This is a genomic window from Pontibacter sp. HSC-36F09 (assembly GCF_024171605.1).
GTDB lineage: Bacteria > Bacteroidota > Bacteroidia > Cytophagales > Hymenobacteraceae > Pontibacter.
Window position 1 is genome coordinate 43,318 of the sequence record NZ_JALKAA010000007.1, and the last position, 25,073, is coordinate 68,390.

The window sequence follows — 25,073 nt, forward strand, 5'->3', positions numbered from 1 at the left end:
AGGTATAGGTATAACACAGCGGCCTCACCCTGGAAAGGGTGAGGCCGCTGTTTATTTACAGGTATAAACGATCTTACTGACCTATAAAATAGGAGAGCCCGAAATTCAGGTGCATACTCGAGAAGTCAAACCGCAGCACATTCCTTTTCACGGTATATTCCCTGCGTTGCAGCTCACTTGGAGAGCCATTATAACGCGTGTATTCTCCAAAAGAGTCCGTAACAGAGTGGCTGAAAGTGAGCGCGCCCAGTCCCGCCTGAATCCCTAGCTTTTTGGAGGCAAAAAACGTAATACCCGGTGAAAGGGAGCCCTTAAACAACATGTCATCATGCTCATCTCTATTTGTGTATGGATATTGTCCATCCATACTACTTACATAAGAAGTGATCTGATTGCTGATTCCTGCCGAAAGGGTGCCGTGCAGGGCCAGTTTCTCTGTCAGGTACTTGTATTGCCTGGCATACACGCTCACACCTTTGTTGTTTTCCCTTCGTTCCCAGGTACTTTTGAGATTTTCGAAATAGTTTGCATCCTCCTGATGTAACTTATACCTGTGCGCTGTCACCCCAATTTCCAGGTTGTCTTTGATCAGAAATCCTATAGACGAGGCTATCGTGTAATCAGACAGTTCATACTCAGAGATTGGGTTGTTTTTTTCCCTGTCGTGTTTTGATTTCGCCTGCGTGTAGCCCAGTTTTCCCGTCAGCACCAGCGTGCCTTTTGTGGTTTGCGCCTGTGCGCTGAATGCCAGCAAACCCACAATGGCTAATAAAGTCAGTTTTTTCATCATCGTCGGGTTAGCGTGAAATGAAATAACTTAAACCCAGGCTGATGCTGTTTGGAGAAAAATCGGCCCTGAAATAGTTGCTTTTTCTGCTCCAGTCGGAGGACTGCGCTTCTTCCGCCTTTTCCCTGCTGTTTTCAAAAGAGAGCGAGCCAAATGTAGCCGTGAACCCTAGCCGTGGCGTGGCAAAATAAGTGAGCCCGGGGTAAGCACCTATACCTACACTTTGATGGGTGCTCACAACCTCCGATGATGAGCCCTGGTTATTTTTGGCGGTAGTGTTGCCAATCCCGAAAGATGCGTAGGCTGTGCCATGCAGATGAAGCTGCTCAAAAAGCGGTATATACTTCCGGACGTAGGGGCTGAGGCTGATCGTTTTCGTTCTGCTTGTAGTTTTAAGTTCGTCTGTTTTATTTATACTGGTCTGATGCCTCAAACCTATACCTGTACCTATTTCGAGACCATCCTGAATAAAGTAACCTACCGAGGGATACAGATTGATGGAGCGGTAGGTGTTTTTACTTGCAGGTTCATAGCTCGTATTTTCGGAGGTTTCATTACTCAAGCTTACCGATCCTGATACAACGATGGATCCTTGTGTTGTTTGGGGAATCGTTTGAGCATAAGCCCCGGCACCCAGTAATGCCAGCATGGCAGTTGTAAAGATTTTCTTCATGTTTGTTTTTTAAGGTTAGGACACATGAAGCGCAATTAATGTGCCAGCATAGGAATATTAGAATATTTTAATGTAAAGAAGGGCTAATAACCGGATACCGTTGCTGCGGGGCTTCTTATCGGTTGCGTAAAAACACGTAGGGGACAGGCAGAGAATACTGAAAATGCCTGTAAAACAACTAATTAGTAACTTTTAAGGTGACCTCCCCAAATCATTATCGTATAAGAAATCAAAACACGGATAAGGCAGTGGGGCCTCTTGGTTTTAGGTTGGTTAGACCATGCGGCTGACTCCTGGCGAGTACCCTGCCTAAACGAGCGCTGTTTTTAAGATGATCGTGCGCTTGCCGCTATCTGGGGTGCGTTTAGCGGTTTGTGCATGTTTAGGGGGAGCCGGTATCTGTTATTTTTAATGCAGGCGGTTGGAGCCGGCTCCCTTTTTTTCCTTCTTATCATCCCTCTTCAATTTCAACTTATCATCCGGCTGGCCATCAGCTGCTGTAATGTGTCGACCTGACAGATCGTAGGAATTCTATAAACTTTCGGCCTTTGTTCATGCTTTGCGGTAATATACGGCCTCACTCCGTGCAAAGCGGTATTTGTGCCTTGTATAGCCTACCTGCAGCATCCTTTAGCGTATAAAGCGCAACAAACGCACCGAGGTGCACAAGGCAATGAAATCAACGAAAATGCTCATGCTGGTACTGCTGAGCTTTGTGTTCTGCATACCTATATTACCGGCGCAGGCGCAGGAGGAACGGGAGGAGCTAAACGCTGACAGGCCTGACAATTCGCAGGGGCCCAGCGTGGTCTCACGTGGGTATGTACAGTTGGAGGCAGGTTATAACTATCAGAAGCTTACCTCTAAAATCAGGACCTATGCTTACCCCACAGCGCTGCTGCGCATCGGCCTATTAGAAGGTGTTGAGCTGCGCCTGCAGGGTGCCGTCAAAGACTCTGTCATCGAGAACGGGACAAGGCGCCATGTCAAGGGGTGGGGACCGTTGAGTGTCGGAACCAGGGTACGGCTTTGGGAAGAAAGCGGCTGGCGCCCGGAGGCCGCGATAAGCGCCATGCTGGCGTTGCCTCTGGCCAGTGAGGTTTTCGAACCAGATAACGTAGAGCCTCAGTTCAATCTGGGCTTTAGCAACGCACTCACCGAAACAACGGACCTGACTTATAACCTGGGCTATGGTTGGACCGATGGCAACCCAGAGTCATCCTACGGTGCCAACATCACCCGGCAGTTTGTCGATAAGGTGTCGCTATACCTGGAGGTCTTTGGGAGCAAGGGCAAAGGCGAGCCGGCAGAGCACCTGGCCGATGCGGGGATACTTTACCTGCTGCTGCCCAATCTGCAGTTTGATGTGGCGGCAGGAAGGCGGCTGAACAAGGTAGCGCCGCAGCATTTTATCACGACGGGTCTGGCCTTTCGCTTACCCCGTTAACGTCCGGTAGCAGGTATGGCAGATAAGAAGAATACAAGACCCGTCCGGAAATCGCTGCAGGAGTATGCCCGGGGTATAGCGGGAGGGCTGCTGTTTAGCTTTCCTTTGCTCTATACCATGGAGGTATGGTGGGCGGGTTTTACAGCCTCGCCTGGTCAGTTACTGATCATGGTGCTGGTTACCTACCTGCTATTGCTGGGGTATAACCGTTATGCAGGTATGCGACCGGGAGTTTCGTGGCGCAGCGTCTTCATCGACTCGGTGGAGGAGATGGGGCTGGGCATCGTGCTGGCCTTCGGGGTGCTGTTTGTGCTCAACCGCATTCAGTTAGGGGAGATGTCGATTGATGAGATCATGGGAAAGATCATTGTCGAGGCCATGGCCGTTTCCATCGGCGTATCGATTGGAACGGCGCAGCTCGGTGGCACGGAAGATGAGCCGGAAGAAGAGGATGAAGTGCACGTAGAAGCAAAGGAAGCGGGCTGGCGCACCGGGCTTCGAAGCAAGGTCAGCCTGGTGGTGCTGGCGCTTTGCGGCAGCATCGTAGTGGGCGGTAATGTGGCCCCCACCGAGGAAGTCCTAGTGCTGGCAACCGGGGCAAGGCCGGTGCACATTTTATTGATGGCCGTGCTCTCACTCGCCATGAGTATGGTGGTGGTTTATTTCAGCGATTTCAAAGGTACTGGGGAACACCAGCAGGGAAATCTGGCCTTTGCGATTACCATGGACACCTGTCTGAGTTACCTGACAGCAGTGGCGGCCTCAGCATTTCTGCTTTGGTTTTTCGGACGCTTCCAGGGGGTTAGCTTTGAGACAGCCTTTGCCCAATGCATCGTGCTGGGCGTACTGTCCAGTTTAGGCGCCTCAGCAGGACGTTTGCTTATTAAGTAACCAAAAGAATGAAAGAAAAAGAAGCTATTGACAAGAAGCAAAAGGTAGACAGGGCTGGAGATGACGATGATAAAAATGGACTGGAGTGGACGGTGTTTGGCGTTAGCCTGGTGCTGGTGCTGACTATACTGGCATACCTGAGCTATATGACCTATACCCACGAGCCGTCTTCGCCTGACCTGACCTTAGAGTATTATCACGATCCTTCGGCCAACGCGCCTCACCGCTACCGGGTGGTAGTGCATAACAGGGGAGGTGAAACCGCAGAGGAAGTGCAGGTGGAGCTCACAACCGAAAGCGGAGGAGAAGAAGTAGAAAGTGCAGAGTTGAGCATCGCCTTTTCCCCGAAGGATTCGAAGCGGGAAGGTTGGGTGAATTTTAAGGAGGACCCGGCCAGCGCCGATACGCTGGTGGCACGTGTAGTGAGTTACAAAAGACCTTGATGAGTAAAAGCTATAAGAAAGGAGCAAAATAATGGCGAAGAAAAGAGTATCTGAACGACACAAGCAGCACAAGGAAGCCCCAATACCCAAAGGATGCTTACTGGCCATAGGAGGCCGTGAGGACAAAGGAAACAAGGAGCTGTCAGAAGAACAGAGTAAAAATGCAGACTTCGAAAGTGAGGAGATCATGAAATACTTTGTCGACACCCTCAAAGGCAATGAGCCGATGGTGGCTGTAGTGCCAACAGCCTCAACCGAACCTGATGAAATCTCACAGGATTATATCAAAGAGTTTCATAAGTTGGGAGTGAAACATGTAGAAGTACTGGATATCCGCAATCGCATGGATGCGTGCAGGCCTGAATTTCTGGAGATGGTGGAGCGCGCGGCTGGCATCATGTTCACGGGTGGCGATCAGCTGCGGCTCACGGCCATACTGGGCGGGTCGCCGGTGTTGCAACTCATAAAGGAGCGCTATACCTACGACGATGACTTTATCATAGCCGGCACCAGCGCAGGAGCTGCCGCCATGTCCACACCCATGATCTACGAAGGCGAAACGCAGGGTGGCTATATCAAAGGCGATGTGCGCATCACCACCGGACTGGAGTTTCTCAAAAACGTGGCCATCGACACACACTTTATACAGCGCGGTCGCATCATTAGGGTGTCGCAATGCATCGCCACCAACCCGGGTTGTATCGGCATCGGGCTGGAAGAGGACACGGCCATCTGCGTAACCAAAGGCTCTGAGATAAAAGTACTCGGCTCCGGTCTGGTAACGATCGTGGATGGCCTGGGTATTACGGAAACCAACATCTACGATATCAAAACAGGTGAACCCTTTTCGGTACGGGATATGAAAGTGCACCTGCTGGCGGCAGGCGAAACCTATACCTTGCCCACCTACCACCAGTTACATATTTAAGCAGTAAATGATTCTAAGTGCTTGAACAGGCTTTCACTTATATCAAAAATACAGGGCGCGTACTGGGCGATTACCGGTATATGGCCGCTTGTGCACATGCCCAGTTTTATTTGGGTGACCGGCCCGAAGGATGACTTGTGGCTGGTACGCACGGTCGGGGTGCTGATTACGGTGATCGGGCTGTTACTGTTGGCGGCAGGTATAAAAAGACGGGTAACACCTGAGATCAAATGGCTAGGTATAGGCGGTGCCGCCGGGCTTGGGTTTATTGATGTGTACTACAGTCTGAATGATGTGATCCGGAACGTATACCTGCTCGATGCCGTCGGAGAACTGGTGCTTATCCTGCTCTGACTTTGGGCCGGGAAGCGGGGGCTCTTAACATCAACAAGCAAACACTAGGGCCAACTGGAATAAGGTTTCTACTCCTTAAAATATACGGTATACGTCTGCAGGGTATCCTGCGTCAACGCCTGCGCTTTTACCCTGTCTGCTTCCGCTTCTTTTTCCTGGCCTAGCTTATACCTGGCGGCGCCACGACCATAAAGCGCGTCGTAATAGAAGCTTTCACTTTTGGCTGCAGGTATAATCGCATTGTAATCTTCCAGCGCCTCTTCATACCTGCCTAACTCCAGGCGCATTTCGGCGCGGTGGTATAAAAAGCCAAGATCATCTGGGTATACCTCCAACGCTTCGCCCAGGGTTTCCTCGGCCTGGGCAAAATTCTTGTCGTAGCGGTAGCTCCAGTAGAGCAGGTCGTAGGTCTGGCGGTCGCCGTGGCCCTGGTCGATCAAGGAATTGAAGAAATAGCTGGCTTCCTTGAACGCGTTTGGGTTACCCATGATGCCTTCCTCCAGCTTCGACTCCGCATTTTTTCGCATCTTTTTGGTACTCGCAAAAAAGTAAGGATCCGAGAGAATCAGGACCACAAACACGATAGCGCCGATGGTCAGGACGATGGTGATGATGCGGGAGATGTTCATAAGGTGCCGTCTGGTCTGTGCGAATATAACAAAAAGCGGAGCAAGTTGAGTTGCAGCCAAAGTGTCTATAACACCAGATCGCGGTGCAGTTTATCCAGCGTCTCAACAGGGTCGAGGCAAAGGCCGGGGTGCACAGCAGAAGTCTGCACGATGGTGCTGCGGTTGGCCGTGAGCCAGCGGAAACGGGAGGCCGTACCCAGCTGACCAATCGGCCCGCCTTCGCGTCGGCCGGCGCACACTTTCTCGAAAGCCTGCAGGCGGGCTCGTAGCTCCTCCATATCCAGTTCACCGAACACGGCCCGCAGGCGCGCCTCGTTTAAGGTATAGCGGATCTGCAAAAAGCCACGGGAATTGCAGAGCAGGATGACGCCCACATTCAGAAACTCCTCCCGCTCCACCCGCGGCACCACCCGAATCACGGCGTACTCAAATAAGTGTCTTTCTTGCATCTTGGGCGGCTTTCACAAATATGTCTGATTGGGCTAATCTGATCTCGAAGAAGCGGGCATAGGCCTGGCGGTGTTCCTCAGCTGTATCAAACGGCGACTCTACACCGGTCAGCCACTCGTCCGGTATAAGCGCTAGGATCTCCTGTATGCGGGCGGTCGTCAGTGTTTCGCGACCGGCCTTGTCAGCTGCCTCCAACTCGCTGGCCTGCGGCAGGAGCACGTGGTCCTTGATCATGGCAAACGGGCGATTGGCCTGCTCTTCCCAATTGTCCCAGGAGTGGTGGAAAAAGAGGGAAGCGCCATGGTCGATCAGCCAGAGCTCCTTCTTCCACATGAGCATGTTGGTGTTCCGGGCGGTGCGGTCCACGTTGGTTACCAGGGCATCGAGCCACACGAAGCGGGAAGCCAGGTCGGTATCGATGGTCGTCACGACAGGGTCGAAGGTGATGGCGCCCTGCAGGTAGTGCGAGCCTAGGTTGAGGCCTTCGCTGGCGCGGAGCAGGTCCTGTATCTCCTCGTCTGGTTCAGTGCGACCAAAAGCTTCGTCAAGGTGCATGAACACGATCTCGGGAATCTGGAAGCCCAGTGCCCGGGCAATTTCCCCCACAATCAGTTCGGCAATCAGGACTTTGATGCCCTGGCCCGCGCCCCTAAACTTCAGGACGTACAGAAACTCGTCATCGGCCTCCACAATGGCGGGTAGGGACCCTCCTTCGCGTAAAGGCGTGATGTAACGGATAACGTTTACGGTCCGGATCTCCGGTGATCTGTGATTCATAGGTGCAACTTACGAAATTTCTAAAGCTCCGGCCAGGTATAGCGGCGGCAGATTCTTTCACCTTCTTAGGCTCGGGCTAAAATTAACCGCTGTGAGAGCAGGTATGCTATATAAGCCATCGGTAGATAGGCGACCGTCAGGTCCAGTGCCGTGAACCAGACAGGGGAGGGGAGCATGAACACACTGGCTATACCTCCGGCCAGGAAAAAGACACCGACGGACATGGCAAACTTAAACTTATGCGTAGCTGCGATTGTGGCGGCCAGAAAAGCACCGGTCAGCGTACCTAGTGCGTGTGCAAGAAAGGGAAACAGGTAGTGCTTCGGATCAAACAGATGCATGGTCGCCTGCAGGCCCTCTGTAGTAGTCACATCAGCTCCGTTTGGCGGCGGAATAACGGTTCCACTGACCGATATCAGGGCCATGTTAACAACGCTGCCGACTACGATGCCTGCCACAACAGCCAGGATGTTACGAAGGATGGGGTGCATAGAGGGTATGATCTTTTAGTTTTAAAAAGATAGCAAATTTTTACATGCTTGAGAAGCAAGGTATAACAAGGGCATTAGCGCAGGTATACCGCATGGAACCTAGCAAGTGGCGCCCGACGGCCCACGTTCAGCATCAGCGTGTCGCCGTGCAGGGTATAGTTATCGGCCAACTCAAACACCTTCAGGAATTCCCCTTCCTTCTCCACACCCGCGCAGTACATTCTAGTCGTTGCTATCCTGGAAAATTGGATCCGGTTGCCTTCGGAGAGGGAATAGGTACCGTTAAAGACATTACATCCCCCGTTTCCGGTTAGCTTGTTGCCCTCCGTATGGAGCACAAAATGTGCTTCGGTTTGCTGCTCTTCGGACATGGTAACGGGTTGGCCCTCCAACTCTACCAGTTTCCAGCGTTTTTCGGTAATGGTTTGATCGTGCTGCTCCATACCTGTAGTAGGGGTAGCGCTGCTATCGGCAGTTTGGTCAGCGTTTTTGGCTGTGTTGCATCCGCTCAGGGTCAGAGCAAAAATGGAGGCGAGAATAAGGTATTTCTTCATAGTATAAATTGATGTAACGTTTTTTTGATTAGATGCATACCTGCAGAAACAGAAGCCTATACCTGTCTGTACCGGCCAAGGATTCTACGCAGTGAGATGTCGCCGGCATAAAACGTGACCCCGATGCCGGACAAAAGGATCAGGCCACCGGCTACCATCCGCAGCGTAATTTGCTCGTCCAGGAACAACCAGGCCAGAAACGAGGCCAGCAGTGCCTGACTAAGCAGGCTCAGGGATACGCGGGTGGCGCGCATGTGCTGCGTAGCATAGCTAAGAAGCAGCCAGGCCACCAGTTGGCACAAGATACCCTGCACCAACAGCACCAGCCAGCCCATCTCCGAAAAGCCGCTGAAAGGTTCGTTCAGTAGGTAGGACACTATACCCAGAAAGATAGAGGAAGAGAGCAGGTTGATCGTCATAAAGGAAAGGACCGACATGCGTTCCAGCACATGTTTGCTCAGCAGGATATACACGGCGTAGAAAATGCCTGACAGCACACCGAACATAAAGGCCAGGTCGAAGCGCAGCTCCAGGAAAAACTCATGACCCACCAGCAGCACCATACCCAGCAGGGCAATTACTGTCCCGATCCAGAAGTTACGCGCCGGCTTATTCTCCAGAAACAGGTATGAGCCCACACCCACCCACACCGGGGCCAGGTTGGTGAGCAGAGAGGCCTGTGTTGCTGTGGACTGCTGGATAGCAATGTTCCAGACGGCCACATCCGATGCGAAAAAGATACCCGACAGTACGGCCAGCAACAGGATCGGAGTAGGCGGTATGTGGAGGCGCCCGGTCAGCAGCACGAAGGGCAGCAGTAGCGCGGCCGCAATGGCCATCCGGTAGAAGGCCGATATCAAGCCCGGTGTGAAGTTTAGCTTTACCAACACCGGGAAAATGGAGATACAGATAATGCCGATGAGCAGGGCAAGGCGCGGTTTAGTCATGTGTATAGACGTGGGACTTCATGCAAAAGTATACAATTGCGCGCAGCCTCAGCTAGTCTAGACCTTATTCTTGCTAAGGTCACAATGTTTCCAAGGCAAGTATAAGGTATAGATTGTACAGGTTTCTTGTTAGCAGCTTTAAACTTAATCATACATGTAATATTACTACTTGACTTTCGCCGTTTCATATCAGGTTGTCAATTCCCCTGCTGCTGCCAGCCTCATAAGATGCTATTTCCTTGTTGAGCGTAAAGCAAAAAGAGCCCGTAAGCTTTTCACCTACAGGCTCTTTTAAGGTATGCTGTCCTGGAGTTCCTACTTCTCAAAACCTACCCGAGAGCTATTTTAAAGTGTATAGCCTATAGGGCGGACTATACTACACCAGCCTCCTCATTTGAGATGAGCGCGTGCGTTGTTATACTAAACGCCATACCCAGCACAGTTTCCAGCGAGAAGCCGCCGCCCATACCGGGTGCCGCATCTAACAGCAGTTGGGAGTACTCGTAGTAGTTGTGCTGCTCTTCCGATAGATAGAATTCAGAGCCCTCCACCTCACCAATAAGCACGTCGCGGGTGCCCGTTTTAAATTCTCCTTTCTCGTAGCACATGGGCTGCGAGCCTTCGCAGCAACCGCCACTCATGTAAAACATCAGCTCGCCGTAGCGTTCTTTCAGTTGGCTGATCACTTCTTTTGCTTTATCTGTTGCTAGTATCTTTTCCATATTTCAATCTGTTAAACTATCAAAAAAAATCACCTGAGGAAGCCCCAGGTGATTTCAGGATAATGACAAACTTTAGCTTAAAAGAAACCTTGCTTCTTCTTATCATAAGATATCAGCATGTTCTTTGTCTGGCGATAATGATCCAACATCATCTTATGGTTTTCTCTACCGTAACCCGACTGCTTGTAGCCACCAAACGGAGCGTGCGCCGGGTATGTATGGTACTGGTTCACCCAGACACGGCCGGCCTGTATGGCTCTCGGCACCTGGTACATTTCATGCGCATCACGGGTCCAGACGCCGGCACCCAGTCCGTAAATGGTATCGTTGGCGAGCTCAATGGCTTCTTCGGTCGTCTTAAACGTGGTAAGCGACACTACCGGACCAAAGATTTCTTCCTGGAACACACGCATTTTGTTGTGGCCCTTCAGGATAGTAGGCTGGATATAGTACCCATCGGCCAATTCACCATCCAGTTTCTGCACTTCACCACCTACCAGTATTTCGGCTCCTTCTTCTTTGCCAATCTTGATATAGTTCAGAATCTTTTCGTACTGCGGCTTAGATGCCTGCGCACCGATCATGGTGTCACCGTCCAGCGGGTTACCGGGTTTAATAGCTTTCACACGTTCAATTACGCGGGCTGTAAAGGCGTCGGCTATACTCTCGTGCACCAGAATTCGGGTTGGCGCAGAACAAATCTCACCTTGGTTCAGGGCAAAGAACGCGGCTCCTTCCAGGGCTTTGTCAAAGAACTCGTCGTCGGCATCCATCACGGACGGGAAGAAGATGTTCGGTGATTTACCGCCCAGTTCCATTGTAGAAGGAATGATGTTTTCGGAAGCGTACTGCATGATCAGTTTACCTGTCGCGGTGGAGCCGGTAAACGCAAGCTTGCTGATCCTTGGGGAAGTACCCAGCGCTTTACCAACTTCTGCTCCAAAACCGTTTACTACGTTCAGCACGCCGGCTGGTAGTACGTCAGTGAGCAACTCCACCAAGGCTAGAATACTCGTTGGGGTCTGCTCCGCCGGTTTCAGGACAATTGTGTTACCGGCAGCCAAGGCAGGGGCAATTTTCCAAGCGGCCATCAGCAGCGGGAAGTTCCACGGAATAATCTGACCAACCACCCCGATCGGTTCGTGTAATACAATACTCACTGTGTTTTCGTCGTGCTCAGAAATACCACCTTCTTCAGAACGGATCACACCGGCAAAGTAGCGGAAGTGGTCCACTACCAGCGGAAGGTCTGCTGCACGTGTTTCCCGGATCGGTTTACCGTTGTCGATGGTATCGACAGTAGCCAGGTACTCCAGGTTGTCTTCAATTTTCTGCGCAACTTTTAGTAAGACGTTACTGCGGTCTTTTGCAGAAGTTTTGCTCCAAACAGGAAATGCCTTGTGTGCCGCATCTAGTGCCAACTCCACGTCTTCCTGGGAAGAACGGGCTGCCTGCACAAAAACTTTCCCGTTGATGGGTGAAATGTTATCGAAATATTCTCCTTTCACTGGTGGGACAAATTGCCCACCGATAAAGTTATTGCGTGGTAGCTCTTTGCCTTTGAGTTGTGGGAATTTATAAAATTTCTTTTCGGATTTACCGTTTTCTATAATTGGTTCTAATACTGTTGTGCTCATAATTTTATATCTTTAAATGTGTTTGAATATATTTAAGTGCGGCATGCCACTGTCTCTGCATCTGTTACAAATTTACAACAATATCAGGCGCAGGGGGTAGTACAGACTTCCCATAAGGTAGGACAAAAGGGAAATTGCTCAGGGGTATTAAGGTATAATATTGGAGCGCAACCGAGAGGTTGAGCTAATGGATTACGCTCTCACACTAAAACTTTGCTTATTATCAGATAGCCTATGAATCCGGACAAAGACCTGTTTCTGATTAGCCCGCTTGAAGCACCCTTACAGGTATATTTTGAAAGCCCTTTCCGGGAAGATTACTTTGAAATTGCCTGGCTGAAGGATGAGGAGCCTATCCATTTTATACAAGAGGGTACCCCCCGCGTGAAAGGAGACTGGCTATACCTGATTCCGGCTAACCGCTCCCCACGCCCCAGAAAATCCGGCAAAAAAGGAACGCTGATCGCCTTTCATAAATCGGTGCTGGACTATGAGGTAAAAGAATTTTCGCTGGATGTGATCAGGCTTTTTCTTGGGAAAGGCGCGGGTAGCTTCTCCACCATCTTGCTGGAAGAGGACATGGCCGTTACGTTGGAGAGCATTCTATGGATCATTAAAGATGAGTATGAGCAGCAGCAGGAGAATTTTCTGGTGCTTAAAGCGCTGCTGAAGGCATTTTTATTGAAGCTAATGCAGTATAAAGCGCAGACCTTAACCAGACAGGGGCTTAATGAGAAACGGGTATACCATTTCCTGCTGCTGCTGGAGCACCACTTCAGGGAAGAGAAAGCGGTGGCGTTCTATGCCGATAAACTGAACATCACACCCAAACGTCTGAACCAAATCCTGAAGCAGAAGACCGGAAAAACAATCACGCAGTTGTTGCAGGAGCGCCTGGTAGTGGAGGCCAGGCAGCAGCTTGTCGCCAGCGCAAAGAATATACAGGAAATTGGCTACAGCCTTGGTTTTGAAGACAGGTCGTATTTCAGCAGGTTCTTCAAAAAAATGACCGGACAAACGCCGGAACAATTCCAGAAACAGGCAAAAGAGCGGATTTTTCCTGTTTAACGGTGTAGGGCAAGGTGTCTGCTGAACTATGCCTCCTGTAGCATGTTAGCCGGAGGCATTTTTATTTCTGACATATTATTTGCCAGAATTTTAGAGAAGGTCTGTTTCCCATATTTTCGACTGGTTCATCGATCTCCTTCGATTCTATTAATCCATACCTGCCAAATTCTTTTTCAACAGCATTTGAATCATAGAAGAATAACCGTACGCCATGCCTGTTCTCAAATCTGTTTTTACTTACTTCTTTTCCACTCCCATACATTGCATCATTTTTTGAAACTGCCACAAAAACCATATAGCCATCTGGCCTTAGTTGTTTGTAGCAATCGTCAATCAGTTTGATCCGCTCCTCTTCATCTAGCAGGTGAATGAGGGCGTAGCAGAAAATTCCATCATATAATTCCTGGTCGAACGGCATAGCGCTGACAGGTCCATGATGTATAGTTATGTTACTTCCGTAATGCTTGCGGGCCAGGTGGATGGCAGTTTTTGAGATATCAATTCCGGTTACCTTGAATCCGGCATCGATGAAGGGCTTTGCATTTCTGCCATAGCCAAAGCCTGGTATCAAGATTTTTTCAAGATGATGTTCTTTAAATAATTTCAGGGTTGCGAGGGCAGCATCCGCAGGCTCAAATCCCCACATCGTGTTTTTGTCCCTAAAGCTTGACTCCCAGAATTCTGACATAGCATTTTCTTTAAATTCGAACTAAAAGGGTGTCTCTCTAATGTTGCTAAGTTGAGGGTTGTCGATCCGCAATACGATTACAAAGTTTCATCAAGGCAGTCTTCACATATGCCTTTTGCAAACAGCCGGACCTCGTCAATTCTGAAATCACCTTTGATGTTCTCCTGCACTACAATATTCTCCTTGCAGGTGGTCTTCTTGCATATTTTGCAGTAGAAATGCAGATGCCAGTCTTTATGGGTATGTTCATCACATTCATCACTACACAGTTTATACTTTGTGGTCGCGTTTTCCTGAATACTGTGTATGATGCCCTTTTCTTCAAAAGTTTTTAATGTCCTGTAAATTGTAATTCTGTCTGCATAATGAAGCTGTTCCTCAATTTCCGATAACGATAAGGCTGCCCTCTGAGCAGCAAGAAAATCGTAGACCAAAATGCGCATACTTGTTGGCCTGGTGTTTTTTTCGGTCAGCTTAACTTCGGTGTCCTTTTGCATTCGAGTTTCTTAGTGATGGTGGTGGTGTGCGGCTGGCTCTGCTTTAGCAACGCATAATACTGAATTATCGTGCAGATGATCAGCTGTTTCCAATTGTATCGTCACATGCTGAATATTTAAATGCTCCAGATCGTGCTCTATTTTCCGAAGCATCGTTTCACTTTCTCCAATAGTCATTTTTTCATCTACAATAGCGTGGCAGGTTAGTGCATTCAGTCCGCTTGTGATCGTCCAGATATGCAGGTCGTGAATGCCGTTGATGCCTTCAGTATTCAGGATTTTTTCTGTTACTTTTTCGATCTCAACATTTTCCGGAGTGCCCTCCATTAGTATATGAACTGAGGATTTGGTAACCAGATAACCACTTCGCAATACCAATAAGGAAACAATGACACTAGCCAAAGGGTCTGCCCATGCCCAACCAAAAAACATAATGAGCAGAGCTGCTACGATGGCACCAACCGACCCAAGCATATCACTGATGACGTGCAGGTAAGCTCCCCGCATATTCAGATTGTCTTTCACATCGCTGCCGCGCATCATAATCCAGGCGACAAGCGCATTTACCATCAAGCCTATGAACGCAATGATGAGCATACCACCCGACGCAATTTCCGTTGGGTTTTGAAACCTTTCGATGGCTTCATAAATGATATACCCTGAAATCAGTATCAGTGTCGCTCCGTTAATAACGGCAGCTAAGATTTCGAAGCGTTTATAACCATAGGTTTTGCTATAGTCAGCTACCCTGCTACTGAATTTAAAAGCCATCAGCGCGATGAACAATGATGCCGCATCACTTAGCATATGTCCGGCATCTGCTAACAGAGCAAGGCTGTTGGTAAGCAATCCGCCAATAACCTCTATTACCATATAAGCCGAGATAATGACCAGGCTAATGGTTAAGGTCTTTTTATTGGCGCTATGCGAATGGCTATGTCCGTGGTCGTGTCCCATACTATTTCCTTTTAAATTGATGTCACAAATTTAGCCCAGGGGAGAGTGCAATTCTATTGCAAACTTTTTCCTTGAAGGCGAGTATCAGAGGCGCTATTACCACCATTATTTGATCGGCTTATCGGGTTAAGCAAGTAACCTGTCTCGGAAAGGTATGACGAAATTATCGTCTTCTGGGCAACCTCCTTTGCTTTACTTACATCGGCTGGTGTCAATGAGGTACTATCATAGATTCCGTCCCCAACCCCTGTAACGGTTTTTACTTGCTGTTTGAGTCCTTTTCAATATCAGCACTGCGCTGTGGCAATACTTCTGCTTTGAGTGTTTGATGCCCGTTTGTAGGGCAGTAGCTTATGCGGCGGCTTCGTAAATGCAAGTGCTAAGGTATAGCCAAACAAAAAGCCATACCCTTTACAGGTATGGCTTTCCGGTTTTTCAGGTATAAGGTATAGCGCTTAAGGTATAGCAGTTAGGCTTCCGGCATCAGGCGCACTACCAGGCCATCGAGTTCTGGGTTGACGCGCAGCTGGCAGGAGAGGCGGCTGGTTGCCGTGGCGTGGGGCAGCGTTTCAAGCATATAAGCCTCGTCATCGCCGGGCTCAGGCAGTTCGCCGCTTTTGAGCACTTCCACGTGGCAGGTAGCGCAGATGGCCATACCGCCGCAAATGGCAGGCACGTTCAGTTCGTTGGCCTTCATCACTTCCATCACCGAAAGTCCCATGTCCGTCGGAGCTTCCAGCGTCACGCGGCTGCCGTCCGGCAACTCTACGTGAATGTTGATCAGATCCTCCATTAGCTTAGCTCCTGTATGCCGTTTACAGTGGTATACTTTAGCACAAACTTCTTATCCGGGTAAATGATGTTGTAAGCACTCTGCGCCATCAATGCCGACTCGTGAAAACCGCACAAGATCAGCTTGAGTTTGCCCGGATAGGTGTTGATGTCGCCGATGGCGTATACGCCCGGTATATTGGTAGAGTAGTCTACGGTGTTTACCACAATGGCGCCCTTTTCCAGGTCCAGTCCCCAGTTCTCGAGCGGCCCCAGTTTTGGCACCAGTCCGAAAAGCGGAATGAAGTAGTCGGTCTCGATCTGATACTCGGTCTGGTTATCGATGAGCACAGTTACACCGTCCAGTTTGCCATTACCCTGCACTTGCGTCACGTTCGATTTCAGCAGCAATTTAATTTGTCCTTCCTCAGCCAGGGTCAGCACTTTCTCAGCCGATTCCGGCGCTCCCCTGAAGGTAGAGCCACGGTGTACGAGTGTAAGCTCTTCAGCCACACCAGCCAGGTAGATGGCCCAGTCCAGGGCAGAGTCGCCGCCGCCGGCTAGCACCACTTTCTTGCTGCGGAATAGCTCTGGGTCGCGCACCATGTACGTCACGCCTTTGCCTTCAAAGCTTTCAAGGCTATCGATGGCTGGTTTGCGGGGCTCAAATGAACCCAGTCCGCCGGCAATCGCCACTACTTTGCAGGCAATCTCGGTGCCCTCGGAAGTGCGCACAATGAATGAGCCGTCTTCCTGCTTGTCTAATTCCTCCACGCGCTCTCCCAACGTGAAGGTAGGGTGGAAAGGCTCAATCTGTTTCATCAGGTTGTCAACCAGCTCACCGGCCAGTATCGACGGGAAGCCAGGTATATCATAGATTGGTTTTTTAGGGTAGATCTCGGCCAACTGGCCACCTACCACCGGCAGGGCATCTATTACGTGGCAGCGCATTTTCAGTAGGCCTGCCTCAAACACTGCGAACAGTCCCACAGGTCCTGCGCCCACAATGCATATATCGGTTGTTATTCTGTCCATTTAAAATTGTCTTTTGATCAATCAATTTTCTACCGTAAAGATACGGCCATGTGTCAAGCATCCATAGCAATTTCTGTTATAAAATGGGGCGGCTCACAGCATCTGCCATAAACCGCCCCATTTCTAATACGCCAGATGTTATTACATAAGCGCTTTATCCAGCATATCACCGAGGTCGCTCACGCCTAGTGTGAACATAAACAAGACGATGGCCAGCATAATTTTAACCACCACAGGTATAGAGAAGTTCAGATGCCGCTTGAGGTAGTCATTCGTCGGAGGGAGATAGACAAGCGAAAGGAACAGGTATACGAGCCCGGGAACAGGGTGTACCAGCACCAGGTTCAGGACACCAACGGCTGCGACTACCAGGCCGAAAAACCAGCCGAGTAGGGGAAAAGTTAAGGTATGAGTTTTCATGATGCGACTGTTTAACTACCTGCAAACGGGGTTCCGAAAATACCGACAGCCAGCTCTGCCCAGATAAGGAATAAGACCAGCAGAATGATGCCAATGATGACGAGCCGGGATTCAGTGTTTTTGACTTTCCGAATCACCAGTTCCGCCATAAGTCCCGTGCCGAGCAGCAATATACCCATGACTACAAAGTCAAGCAGGTCCCAGTCTACCTCGTTTGTGAACTGCATGGCGATGAGGGGGATAAGCAGCAGGCCAACTACTGTGAGCACTATGCCGAAAAGTCTTTTGTTTTGCGTTACCATATCTGTTTTGTTTATGATGAAAATACTTTGTTTTTCTGAATTTTGAAATGTTAAAAGTCCATCAGCATCAGGTCGATCTTATCAAACAATTCAGCCACACCCAGTGCCGACCAGATGATAAAGATTCCCAGGATGACTTTAGCTGCCCATGGAATAGAGAAGCCTGTTGCCTCCCGCAGAATAGCGGTCATGGGAGGGAAGAAAGCGAACGACAGCAGGATAACGAACAGGCCATAGCCGGCGTCGTTGCCCCAGAAAGTATTGATGAACCCGATCGCCAGAAAGAGGAAGCCAAACAGCCAGCTGACCACACTCCCGATTTGCAATGTTTTTTCCATGATGTGTTTTTAGTTTTATGATGAAGAGAGATTTTACTACTTATTATTCGAACCCGAAAATCAGGGGAAAGAGGAATACGACCACAACGGTCCAGACGAAGTAGACCGGAATGTAGAGCACAATGGAACGCCCCACTTCTGTGATGGCAGCCTTTCGGTTAGCCGCTTTGAAGAGCATCACCGTCACGATGAGTAGGTGTACCAGCATGAGCACATTGCCGCCCATCACAGCCACTCTGTTTGGCGTGATACCCCACTCCGAAATGCGGAACGAAATAGCCGACAGTGCAATGCCATTCACGACCACTGTGATCACTGAGAGCATGAGCAAAACCCACACACCCGAAGCATTTCCCGACTTGTTAGAGCTCTCAGCCACCGAGAAGAAAATCAGCGCCATCACCCCGATCAGGAGTACGTTAAACAGCAGCAGGAATTCGCGGTCGTTGTAGGGGTCCTTGCCCGAGTAAATGATGGCCCCCAGGTAGATGATCAGCATCACCAGCACCAGCGGACTGAAGATTTTGGCAATAACCGGCGACACCTTGTTCACCAGTTGCGGGTTGTTCTGAGTCAAGTAGGCTGCGACGATGGGAACTGCCGGCAAACCAAAGGCCACAATGTATTCAAAGTAAAACTCCTCGATCCGAAGCCCGATCAGCGCGAATAAGCCAATCGTTATACCTGTCATCATGCCTCCGGCTATCACCAGCAGCGCCGACATCACAGCTAGGTCGCCGTTGAAGCGCAGGTAGCTAAGGCGCTTGTCGGCCAGGTGAAGTTCGTTGCCGGTATATGATACCCCCAGCAGCACCCATAGCAAAAGGGGCAAATGAATGCAGGCCAGCACCAGGGTGTCGCTCTGGTTATCAGGTAGTAGGTTGATGTAAACCAGGCAGACTGCTGTGATGCCGGCGATAAAAGCGATTCTGTTTGCCGGCAGGTTGTTTCGCCAGGCGAAGTAGGCCATCAGGGGCGGCAGCACAAAAAAGCTGAGGTTGCGCGGGTAGTAAAAGTCCTCGCTGATCGGGAAAATGGCGGGCAACTTAACGAGTATACCTGCCACCAGCGCAGCGATCACCACAAACAAAAATTCCCGGTTGAAGCGCCAGAAAACATCCTCCGCTTCGTAGTTCAGTCGTTCGTGCCAGAAGTCAGCCAGCGCAGTGTCATGTACCTGCGGGTAAATGCCGCTGAACTCCTGTTTGAAGCCTGCCTTGTTGGACCGGTACAGCTTCTCCAACTGCCCGGGATTGTCAAGATGCGATAGTATTTGCTCTTTCATGGGTCTATACTTGTAATGTTTTTTATCGGAATAAATGCAGTGAAATGGCCTAGTGCCACAGCGTGCCGGCCAAACCCAGCACAGAGCCAAGCCAAAGACCTACCACATAAATCAGCGCACTTAGCACCACCGCGATGCCCTTGTGTAGGCCAAGACTGCGGTGATAATGGAGGAGCATGCAGTTAATAAAGCCGCCGAGTGCACCGGCCATCGGCACGATGAGGAGTGGTCTCAGCATCCACAGCTTGCCCCAGGCCGGATCAGGATGCTGCACACCCGCCAGAAAGAGTGCGATCAGGGCTAATCCGAAGGCGGCGCCTGTCAGGGCGCGTCTGCCAGCCGCGGCAGGCTGCACAGGTTGGTTTTGATATTCGTTTTGCTGTACCATGTTATTGCTGTGTTATAGTTAGTAAGTGTTTTATTTGTTAATAAAGTACTTTGAGGTTCAAAGTGAAGAGACAAAAAAAATTAATCGCTCTGTCTGTTATTCAAAATCAGTTGCTCCAAGGCATCCAGGTGGCTTTTAAAAGCTTCCCGACCGGCATCCGTGGCCTGATAAGTGGTGTTGGGTTTACGGCCAACAAACTGTTTTTCTACTTGCAGGTACTTGGCTTCCTCCAGCGCCCGCAGGTGACTGGCCAGGTTGCCATCGGTCAGTTGCAGGGTTTCTTTCAGGGTATTGAAGTCCACCCTGTCGTCCACCAGCAGCACCGACATAATGCCCAGCCGTGCCTTGCTTTCGAAGGCTTTGTTTATATTTTCCAGATACTCTTTCACCGGTCTGCTAGCGTTCGTATTTAAAGTACACCAGCGCGCCATACACTATGTGCAACATACCAAAACCCACGGTCCAGAGCATCAATCCATAGCTGACAAACACACTGGCTACCAGGCCAAGAATAATTTCAATGATGCCCAGATAACGGATATCGCCTAAGGTATACTTGCTGCCATTGAGTAGTGCCAAACCATAAAAAACCAGCATGGCCGGTGCTACCAGGTATAAGATGCCATGGTAAAGCAGGACGCCACAGAACACACCACCAGCAGCCAAAGGTATAGCCAGGTTCAGGAGCAGACGCTTCGATTGGTTATCCCAGGTGCGCTGGTTCTTCTTGCGGGCATTGCGCGCCGTAAAGTAGGTGGCGGTGCTAAAAGCCAGTGCTAATACCCCAACCGCTACCACCAGCATAAAAAGAACGTTTTCACGACTGAAATTACTGGCCAGATCATCGTAATAATTGATGTTGTGCTGACTGAAGTACCATTTCACCACGGCCGCTCCCACCAGTGCCGACAAACCTGCAAATACGCCCGACAAACCACTTAGGGAGATAAAGCGGGAAGATCGATCCATAATGTTGCGGATCTCGTGCAGGGCTTCTAACTGGTCTTGCTGCTGGTTCATTTTAAAGTACTTTGAGTTTCAAAGTTAATACAGGTTTACGTAAAGTCAAGACATGAGGATAAATAAATTTGAAGAATTTAAAGAGAGTATGGAATTAGCCTAAACTTAGGAAAGAGCTTTCAGGTTTGAGAAAGCGAACTGCTAATACGAGCCTGCAGCTCTTTATGCTCTTCGGGACATCTATGTCCCGAAGTTTTCTGTTGGGGATGTACACATCCCCGTATGTAGGTTAAGGTTTGCAGGTATACGGGGAATAGGAAATCCCCTGCCGTTTGCTTTCGGATAGATAAATCCAAAAGAGCCCGTTGCCTGTTCTCTGTGTGCAGGTATACAGGGGCAAGGATGTCCCCGGCAAAAATGCTTCCGGACATAGATGTCCGGAAGAGCGTAATTTTATTAACTCTATGCGCGGGTCTGGAGACACGCAACAGTTGGGGGTAGGGGCCCTCAATTACGATTCGGATTGATAAATCCGATTCAGCTATACCTGCGAGAATCGGTTATACCTGAATTATTTTATACCTACTTAAAGCAGCTGAACCTAACCGAATCAGCTATACCTATCCCGAAACTAAAAAGCATTGGCCATATCCCAGGTATACAGCTAATGCCATGCAGGTATAGCCCGTCGTTCCAGACTATTTTTCCATCTCCTTTAGCTTAACAGGCTTCCTGAGTTTTTCAGACTCCCACAAGGCCACAAAGGGCTCTTCATCAGCGGCCCAGTAACCTCGCTTCATAAAGCCGGTGTTGAACCCAAAGGCTGCTTTACCGGTACTATCCATCGCCAGAATTCCGCGGTCACCCTCCAACTTATCGGCATGCAACTCGATGGCTTTGTCGGTAGCCGACTGCAACGAGTTGCCGGCATACTTCATCATGGCATATACCTCGTGCGCGAGCACACCGCGCATGATCGCTTCGCCCTCGCCGGTGCAGCTTACGGCGCATACTTCGTTGTTGGCGAAGGTACCCCCTCCGATGATCGGTGTATCCCCGACGCGGCCTTTCATCTGGTCAGTCAGGCCACCAGTGGAAGTAGCGGCTGCCAGGTTGCCGTTGATGTCCAGAGCAACAGCGCCTACTGTATCAGACATGGAGCCGGGCATTCTTTTCTTCTCGGCCTTTTCTTGCTGCTTGTCAAGCCAGGCCTCTCTTTTCTCAGGCGTCACGAAGTACTCCGGCCCTTTGAGTGGCAGGTTGTTGGCGAGGGCAAATTCCTCGGCGCCGGTACCTACCAATAGGCAGTGCTTGCATTTCTGAAGAATCACCTTCGCCAGACTGATCGGGTGCTGCACATAGCGCACACCGCCCACAGCCCCGACCCGAAGGGTATTGCCGTCCATAATAGCGGCGTCAAACTCCGTCTCTCCCCGTTGTGTCAGGCTTGCGCCCCGTGCGGCATTGAACACCGGGTTCTGCTCCATGCTGTTGACTGCCGCTTCCACAGCATCCAAGGCGCTGCCGCCTTTTTCCAGCACGTTGTACCCTTCTTTCAGAGCGTCTGCCAAACCTTCTCTGTATGCTTCTTCCTTTTCCTTGTCAAGCTCGCTGGGCTTCACTGTCTCCGCCCCGCCATGAATTGCAATCGCAAATTTTTTCATAGTTGTTCTTTTTAATTGGATCTCTGGTAATGTGAGGCGCTCTTTTCTGGTTTTATTTGTTCGTACTACAATGCTTCAGCGGCTGCCATCTGGTTCTAGAGGCAGCCGCTGAAGGGGAGAAACTGATTTAGAATGAATCCTGCTCGAGCGAGGAAATATGCCGGTGCTGAATGATGCGGAAACTCTCCACCATTTTTACAGAATCCGGAATGTCTTCCGAGAACAGGGCGATGAAGGAGCCCTCCGGGGCATATTCCATGGCATGGGCCAGGGCACGGCTTTCCTGGTTAATCTCCGTCAGTTTCATATCAGGCTTCACCGACATGATGCCCTGCTTGAGCAAGCCGTTGATCTCATCTCCGGTTCTACCGCGCAGGTCCTTGTCCTGCCGGATGATGATCTCATCGAAGGTTTCGGCTGCAATCCGTCCGATCTCGATGGTGTCCTCTTCCAGACGATCTCCCACACCCGCTATGATGCCAATCTTGTAGGAAGCGTGCACATTGTCGATAAAGTCAGCGATGGCCTCCATGCTCGCAATGTTGTGGGCATAGTCGATGAGCACTTCGTAACGGGGCAGCTGGAAGAGGTTCATGCGGCCTGGCGTGGTCTCCGCGGAAGGTATAAACGTGCGCAGGGCTGTTTTGAGCTCGGCTATCTCGAAGTGGTTGATATACCCGGTCAGCGCAGCTGCCAGCACGTTCTGGATGTTAAAGCGGGCCCGGCCCCCAAAGGTCAGCGGGATGTCGGCAACGCGGTCTACCCGTATCTTATAAGTGTTCTTGAAGATGGAAATATACCCGTTTTCGAGCACAGCGGCCAGTCCGCCTTTGCTAATGTGCTGCAGAATGCGTGGATTATTTTCATCCAGACTGAAGAAGGCCACCTTACAGGAAAGTCCGGTCGCCATTTCAAACACCAGGTCATCGTCCGCATTGAGCACGGCATAGCCATTCTGGCACACTGTGCGCGGGATCACCGCCTTCACCTCGGCCATTTCCTCTACCGTATTGATGTCCCCCAGACCCAGGTGGTCTGCCGACACGTTAGTGACGATACCGATGTCACACTGCCGGAAGGCCAGGCCTGAACGCAGCATGCCGCCCCGGGCACACTCCAGCACAGCATAGTTCACAGTTGGGTCCTTGAGCACAAACTCGCTGCTGTAAGATCCGGTGGTGTCGCCTTTGATGATCTTTTTATCCTGTATGTAGATGCCGTCGGTAGTAGTATACCCAACCTGGAAGCCTTTGAACTTGAGCATATGCGCTACCAGGCGGGTGGTGGTGGTTTTACCGTTGGTACCCGTAATAGCCACAATAGGTATACGGGTTGGGCTGCCGTGCGGGAAAAGCATGTTGATGATCGGCTCGGCCACGTTGCGGGGCAAACCTTCGGTCGGGGAGATGTGCATGCGCAGGCCGGGAGCGGCATTCACCTCGATTACAGAACCTCTTGTCTCGGGCAGCGGAATGGCGATGTCGGTCGTCATCACATCTATGCCGCACACGTCGAGTCCGATGATGCCGGCGATGCGCTCTGCCATGAGCACATTGTAAGGGTGTACAATATCTGTCACGTCAGTGGCCGTACCACCGGTGCTCAGGTTAGCCGTGCTTTTCAGGTATAACACTTCGCCGGCTGGCAACACCGATTGCAGCGTCAGTCCTTTGTCCTTGATCAGATTGCGGGTATGCTTGTCGACTTTGATGTGCGTGAGCGCCTTTTCATGTCCTATACCTCTTCTGGGGTCCTTGTTCACTTCCTTCACCAGCTGCTGTATGGTCGAGATGCCGTCGCCGGTAACCATAGCGGGCGTGCGTCTGGCGGCAGCAGTGAATTTGCCATTGATGACCAGCAGGCGGTAATCGTCGCCGGTGATGAACTGCTCCACCATCACTTTTTTGGAGTAACGCTGTGCCTCAATCAGGGCACGCATAGCTTCTTTCCAGGTATGGATGTTGATGGTAGCGCCCTTTCCCTGGTTTCCGTCCAGCGGTTTTATGACCACCGGGTAACCCAGTTCATCTATTGCGGTCTCCATTTCATCGGCGTCGATCACAATGCTGCCGTGCGGCACTGGTATACCTGCCTCCTCCAGTATCAGCTTGGTAGCGTTTTTGTTGCCGGCGTTCTCTACCGCAAAAAAGGAGGTTCGGGAAGTCATGGCCGCCTGTATGTGTTTTTGGTGGACGCCGTACCCCAACTGGATAAGCCCGCTGCGATGGTTGTTGATATACGGTATACCTCTGCTCACGGCTTCAGACACAATCGCCTCTGTGGTCGGACCAAAGTACTCGTCTTCTCTGATCTGGTGCAGTTTAACGATGTCCTGCAGGATACTGGGCTTTTTGCCCTTGGCCATCAGTTCGGCAATGCGCACTGCGGCATGGGCCGCATACTCACCGGCACGTTCCTGCTGATAGGAAAAAAGCACATAGTCCACGCCGGGTGCGGGACCGGCATAGCGCCTTCCGTAACCACTGTCCATGCCGGCCAGCGTCTGTAGCTCGAGTGCGATGTGCTGCACCACCTTGCTAAATGTAGTGCCTTCGCGCACGAGCTTGAAAAAGCCACCGGGTGTTCCTTTGGTAGAGCGATGCTCATACATACCCGGGAAAAGCTTTTCCAGCCGCTCCGGGAATTGAGGTACTTCATTGGTGAGAATATCCTGCAGGCTTTCCAGGTCAAGCTTCAGGACAATAATTTTAGGATGCTTGATGGACCAGTAGTTTGGTCCACGCATGATCCTCATTTCAAGTATTTTCATTGCTTTCAAGCTTCAGGTTAGAGCCTGTAAAAAACAGGTCGCAGGCCGCTAGGGCTATGCTTAAGATTTGTACGGATAAGGCAGCGATTGGGAGAACGTTAATGCAGCAAATAGAGCCTGATATACTTTAAAATGAGTAGTTCAGTCAGGAATGAGTAGTTCGCCAAAATAAAAGGTGGTTAGTACAGGCTCGCCTTCCG

At 50.4% G+C, this 25,073-nt stretch carries 30 protein-coding genes; 6 read left to right on the plus strand and 24 right to left on the minus strand.

Features of this window, described 5'->3' with window-relative positions; genetic code table 11:
- Positions 1-73: 73 nt before the first annotated feature.
- Both L1278_RS17195 and L1278_RS17200 read right to left on the minus strand, forming a co-directional pair.
- Positions 74-790 (minus strand): hypothetical protein, encoded by a 717-nt coding sequence (locus L1278_RS17195; protein ID WP_253406260.1) that lies wholly within the window; start codon positions 788-790, stop codon positions 74-76.
- A 7-nt stretch (positions 791-797) separates the two neighbouring features.
- Entirely contained in the window at positions 798-1,460 is a 663-nt protein-coding gene (locus L1278_RS17200) for an outer membrane beta-barrel protein (RefSeq protein ID WP_253406261.1), read from the minus strand.
- Positions 1,461-2,133: 673 nt separating this feature from the next.
- On the opposite strand from L1278_RS17200, the gene L1278_RS17205 reads away from it, so the two are divergent.
- From L1278_RS17205 to L1278_RS17225, 5 genes are all read left to right on the plus strand, one after another.
- A complete protein-coding gene (locus L1278_RS17205) occupies positions 2,134-2,907 on the plus strand; it encodes a transporter (RefSeq protein ID WP_253406262.1) in 774 nt (257 codons plus the stop codon).
- A 15-nt stretch (positions 2,908-2,922) separates the two neighbouring features.
- Positions 2,923-3,798 carry a TIGR02587 family membrane protein gene (locus tag L1278_RS17210; RefSeq protein WP_253406263.1) on the plus strand — a complete coding sequence of 292 codons (876 nt, stop codon included), beginning with the start codon at positions 2,923-2,925 and terminating at the stop codon, positions 3,796-3,798.
- Positions 3,799-3,806: 8 nt separating this feature from the next.
- Complete coding sequence (locus L1278_RS17215) at positions 3,807-4,241, plus strand: hypothetical protein (RefSeq protein WP_253406264.1); 435 nt, start codon at positions 3,807-3,809, stop codon at positions 4,239-4,241.
- 31 nt (positions 4,242-4,272) lie between these two features.
- Positions 4,273-5,169 carry a cyanophycinase gene (locus tag L1278_RS17220; RefSeq protein WP_253406265.1) on the plus strand — a complete coding sequence of 299 codons (897 nt, stop codon included), beginning with the start codon at positions 4,273-4,275 and terminating at the stop codon, positions 5,167-5,169.
- 96 nt (positions 5,170-5,265) lie between these two features.
- The gene (locus L1278_RS17225; RefSeq protein ID WP_253406266.1) at positions 5,266-5,523 is read left to right on the plus strand and encodes a hypothetical protein; all 258 of its coding nucleotides are present in this window, start codon (positions 5,266-5,268) and stop codon (positions 5,521-5,523) included.
- 68 nt (positions 5,524-5,591) lie between these two features.
- Here L1278_RS17225 and L1278_RS17230 read toward each other — a convergent pair whose 3' ends face one another.
- The 8 genes from L1278_RS17230 to L1278_RS17265 form a co-directional block, all read right to left on the minus strand.
- Positions 5,592-6,152 carry a M48 family metallopeptidase gene (locus tag L1278_RS17230; RefSeq protein WP_253406267.1) on the minus strand — a complete coding sequence of 187 codons (561 nt, stop codon included), beginning with the start codon at positions 6,150-6,152 and terminating at the stop codon, positions 5,592-5,594.
- A gap of 65 nt (positions 6,153-6,217) precedes the next feature.
- Positions 6,218-6,601 (minus strand): DUF3037 domain-containing protein, encoded by a 384-nt coding sequence (locus tag L1278_RS17235; RefSeq protein WP_253406268.1) that lies wholly within the window; start codon positions 6,599-6,601, stop codon positions 6,218-6,220.
- Entirely contained in the window at positions 6,579-7,379 is an 801-nt protein-coding gene (locus tag L1278_RS17240; protein ID WP_253406269.1) for a HipA family kinase, read from the minus strand. The genes L1278_RS17235 and L1278_RS17240 overlap by 23 nt, the downstream gene beginning before the upstream one ends.
- A 65-nt stretch (positions 7,380-7,444) precedes the next feature.
- Positions 7,445-7,870, minus strand: coding sequence for a hypothetical protein (locus L1278_RS17245; protein WP_253406270.1), 426 nt, complete (start codon positions 7,868-7,870; stop codon positions 7,445-7,447).
- A gap of 74 nt (positions 7,871-7,944) precedes the next feature.
- On the minus strand, positions 7,945-8,424 hold the full coding sequence (locus tag L1278_RS17250; protein WP_253406271.1) for an META domain-containing protein: 480 nt from the start codon (positions 8,422-8,424) through the stop codon (positions 7,945-7,947).
- Between the two features lie 56 nt (positions 8,425-8,480).
- Positions 8,481-9,371 (minus strand): DMT family transporter, encoded by an 891-nt coding sequence (locus tag L1278_RS17255; protein ID WP_253406272.1) that lies wholly within the window; start codon positions 9,369-9,371, stop codon positions 8,481-8,483.
- Between the two features lie 371 nt (positions 9,372-9,742).
- Positions 9,743-10,093: a DUF779 domain-containing protein gene (locus L1278_RS17260; protein ID WP_253406273.1), complete on the minus strand. Its 351-nt coding sequence runs from the start codon at positions 10,091-10,093 to the stop codon at positions 9,743-9,745.
- Positions 10,094-10,170: 77 nt separating this feature from the next.
- Complete coding sequence (locus L1278_RS17265) at positions 10,171-11,730, minus strand: aldehyde dehydrogenase family protein (RefSeq protein ID WP_253406274.1); 1,560 nt, start codon at positions 11,728-11,730, stop codon at positions 10,171-10,173.
- Between the two features lie 234 nt (positions 11,731-11,964).
- On the opposite strand from L1278_RS17265, the gene L1278_RS17270 reads away from it, so the two are divergent.
- The gene (locus L1278_RS17270) at positions 11,965-12,798 is read left to right on the plus strand and encodes an AraC family transcriptional regulator (RefSeq protein ID WP_253406275.1); all 834 of its coding nucleotides are present in this window, start codon (positions 11,965-11,967) and stop codon (positions 12,796-12,798) included.
- Between the two features lie 61 nt (positions 12,799-12,859).
- Here L1278_RS17270 and L1278_RS17275 read toward each other — a convergent pair whose 3' ends face one another.
- The 14 genes from L1278_RS17275 to cphA all read right to left on the minus strand — a co-directional run bounded on the left by L1278_RS17275 (position 12,860) and on the right by cphA (position 24,873).
- Positions 12,860-13,486 (minus strand): bifunctional 2-polyprenyl-6-hydroxyphenol methylase/3-demethylubiquinol 3-O-methyltransferase UbiG, encoded by a 627-nt coding sequence (locus tag L1278_RS17275; protein WP_253406276.1) that lies wholly within the window; start codon positions 13,484-13,486, stop codon positions 12,860-12,862.
- Between the two features lie 77 nt (positions 13,487-13,563).
- Positions 13,564-13,983, minus strand: a complete 420-nt coding sequence (locus L1278_RS17280) for a Fur family transcriptional regulator (RefSeq protein ID WP_253406277.1) — start codon at positions 13,981-13,983, stop codon at positions 13,564-13,566.
- Positions 13,984-13,992: 9 nt separating this feature from the next.
- Positions 13,993-14,940: a cation diffusion facilitator family transporter gene (locus L1278_RS17285; protein WP_253406278.1), complete on the minus strand. Its 948-nt coding sequence runs from the start codon at positions 14,938-14,940 to the stop codon at positions 13,993-13,995.
- A gap of 469 nt (positions 14,941-15,409) precedes the next feature.
- Positions 15,410-15,733 carry a 2Fe-2S iron-sulfur cluster-binding protein gene (locus L1278_RS17290; protein ID WP_253406279.1) on the minus strand — a complete coding sequence of 108 codons (324 nt, stop codon included), beginning with the start codon at positions 15,731-15,733 and terminating at the stop codon, positions 15,410-15,412.
- Positions 15,733-16,746 carry an NAD(P)/FAD-dependent oxidoreductase gene (locus tag L1278_RS17295; RefSeq protein WP_253406280.1) on the minus strand — a complete coding sequence of 338 codons (1,014 nt, stop codon included), beginning with the start codon at positions 16,744-16,746 and terminating at the stop codon, positions 15,733-15,735. The genes L1278_RS17290 and L1278_RS17295 overlap by 1 nt, the downstream gene beginning before the upstream one ends.
- 141 nt (positions 16,747-16,887) lie before the next feature.
- Positions 16,888-17,166 (minus strand): hypothetical protein, encoded by a 279-nt coding sequence (locus L1278_RS17300; protein ID WP_253406281.1) that lies wholly within the window; start codon positions 17,164-17,166, stop codon positions 16,888-16,890.
- 11 nt (positions 17,167-17,177) lie between these two features.
- Positions 17,178-17,468 (minus strand): hypothetical protein, encoded by a 291-nt coding sequence (locus L1278_RS17305; protein ID WP_253406282.1) that lies wholly within the window; start codon positions 17,466-17,468, stop codon positions 17,178-17,180.
- Between the two features lie 50 nt (positions 17,469-17,518).
- Positions 17,519-17,806 carry a hypothetical protein gene (locus tag L1278_RS17310; RefSeq protein ID WP_253406283.1) on the minus strand — a complete coding sequence of 96 codons (288 nt, stop codon included), beginning with the start codon at positions 17,804-17,806 and terminating at the stop codon, positions 17,519-17,521.
- Between the two features lie 43 nt (positions 17,807-17,849).
- Positions 17,850-19,091: a DUF4153 domain-containing protein gene (locus tag L1278_RS17315; protein WP_253406284.1), complete on the minus strand. Its 1,242-nt coding sequence runs from the start codon at positions 19,089-19,091 to the stop codon at positions 17,850-17,852.
- Positions 19,092-19,140: 49 nt separating this feature from the next.
- Positions 19,141-19,479, minus strand: coding sequence for a potassium transporter KefB (locus tag L1278_RS17320; RefSeq protein WP_253406285.1), 339 nt, complete (start codon positions 19,477-19,479; stop codon positions 19,141-19,143).
- Between the two features lie 80 nt (positions 19,480-19,559).
- Positions 19,560-19,868: a transcriptional regulator gene (locus L1278_RS17325; protein ID WP_116544321.1), complete on the minus strand. Its 309-nt coding sequence runs from the start codon at positions 19,866-19,868 to the stop codon at positions 19,560-19,562.
- 7 nt (positions 19,869-19,875) lie between these two features.
- Positions 19,876-20,499: a hypothetical protein gene (locus tag L1278_RS17330; protein ID WP_253406286.1), complete on the minus strand. Its 624-nt coding sequence runs from the start codon at positions 20,497-20,499 to the stop codon at positions 19,876-19,878.
- Between the two features lie 638 nt (positions 20,500-21,137).
- Complete coding sequence (locus L1278_RS17335) at positions 21,138-22,103, minus strand: isoaspartyl peptidase/L-asparaginase family protein (RefSeq protein WP_253406287.1); 966 nt, start codon at positions 22,101-22,103, stop codon at positions 21,138-21,140.
- Between the two features lie 127 nt (positions 22,104-22,230).
- Positions 22,231-24,873 (minus strand): cyanophycin synthetase, encoded by a 2,643-nt coding sequence (cphA, locus tag L1278_RS17340; protein WP_253406288.1) that lies wholly within the window; start codon positions 24,871-24,873, stop codon positions 22,231-22,233.
- Positions 24,874-25,073 lie beyond the last annotated feature (200 nt).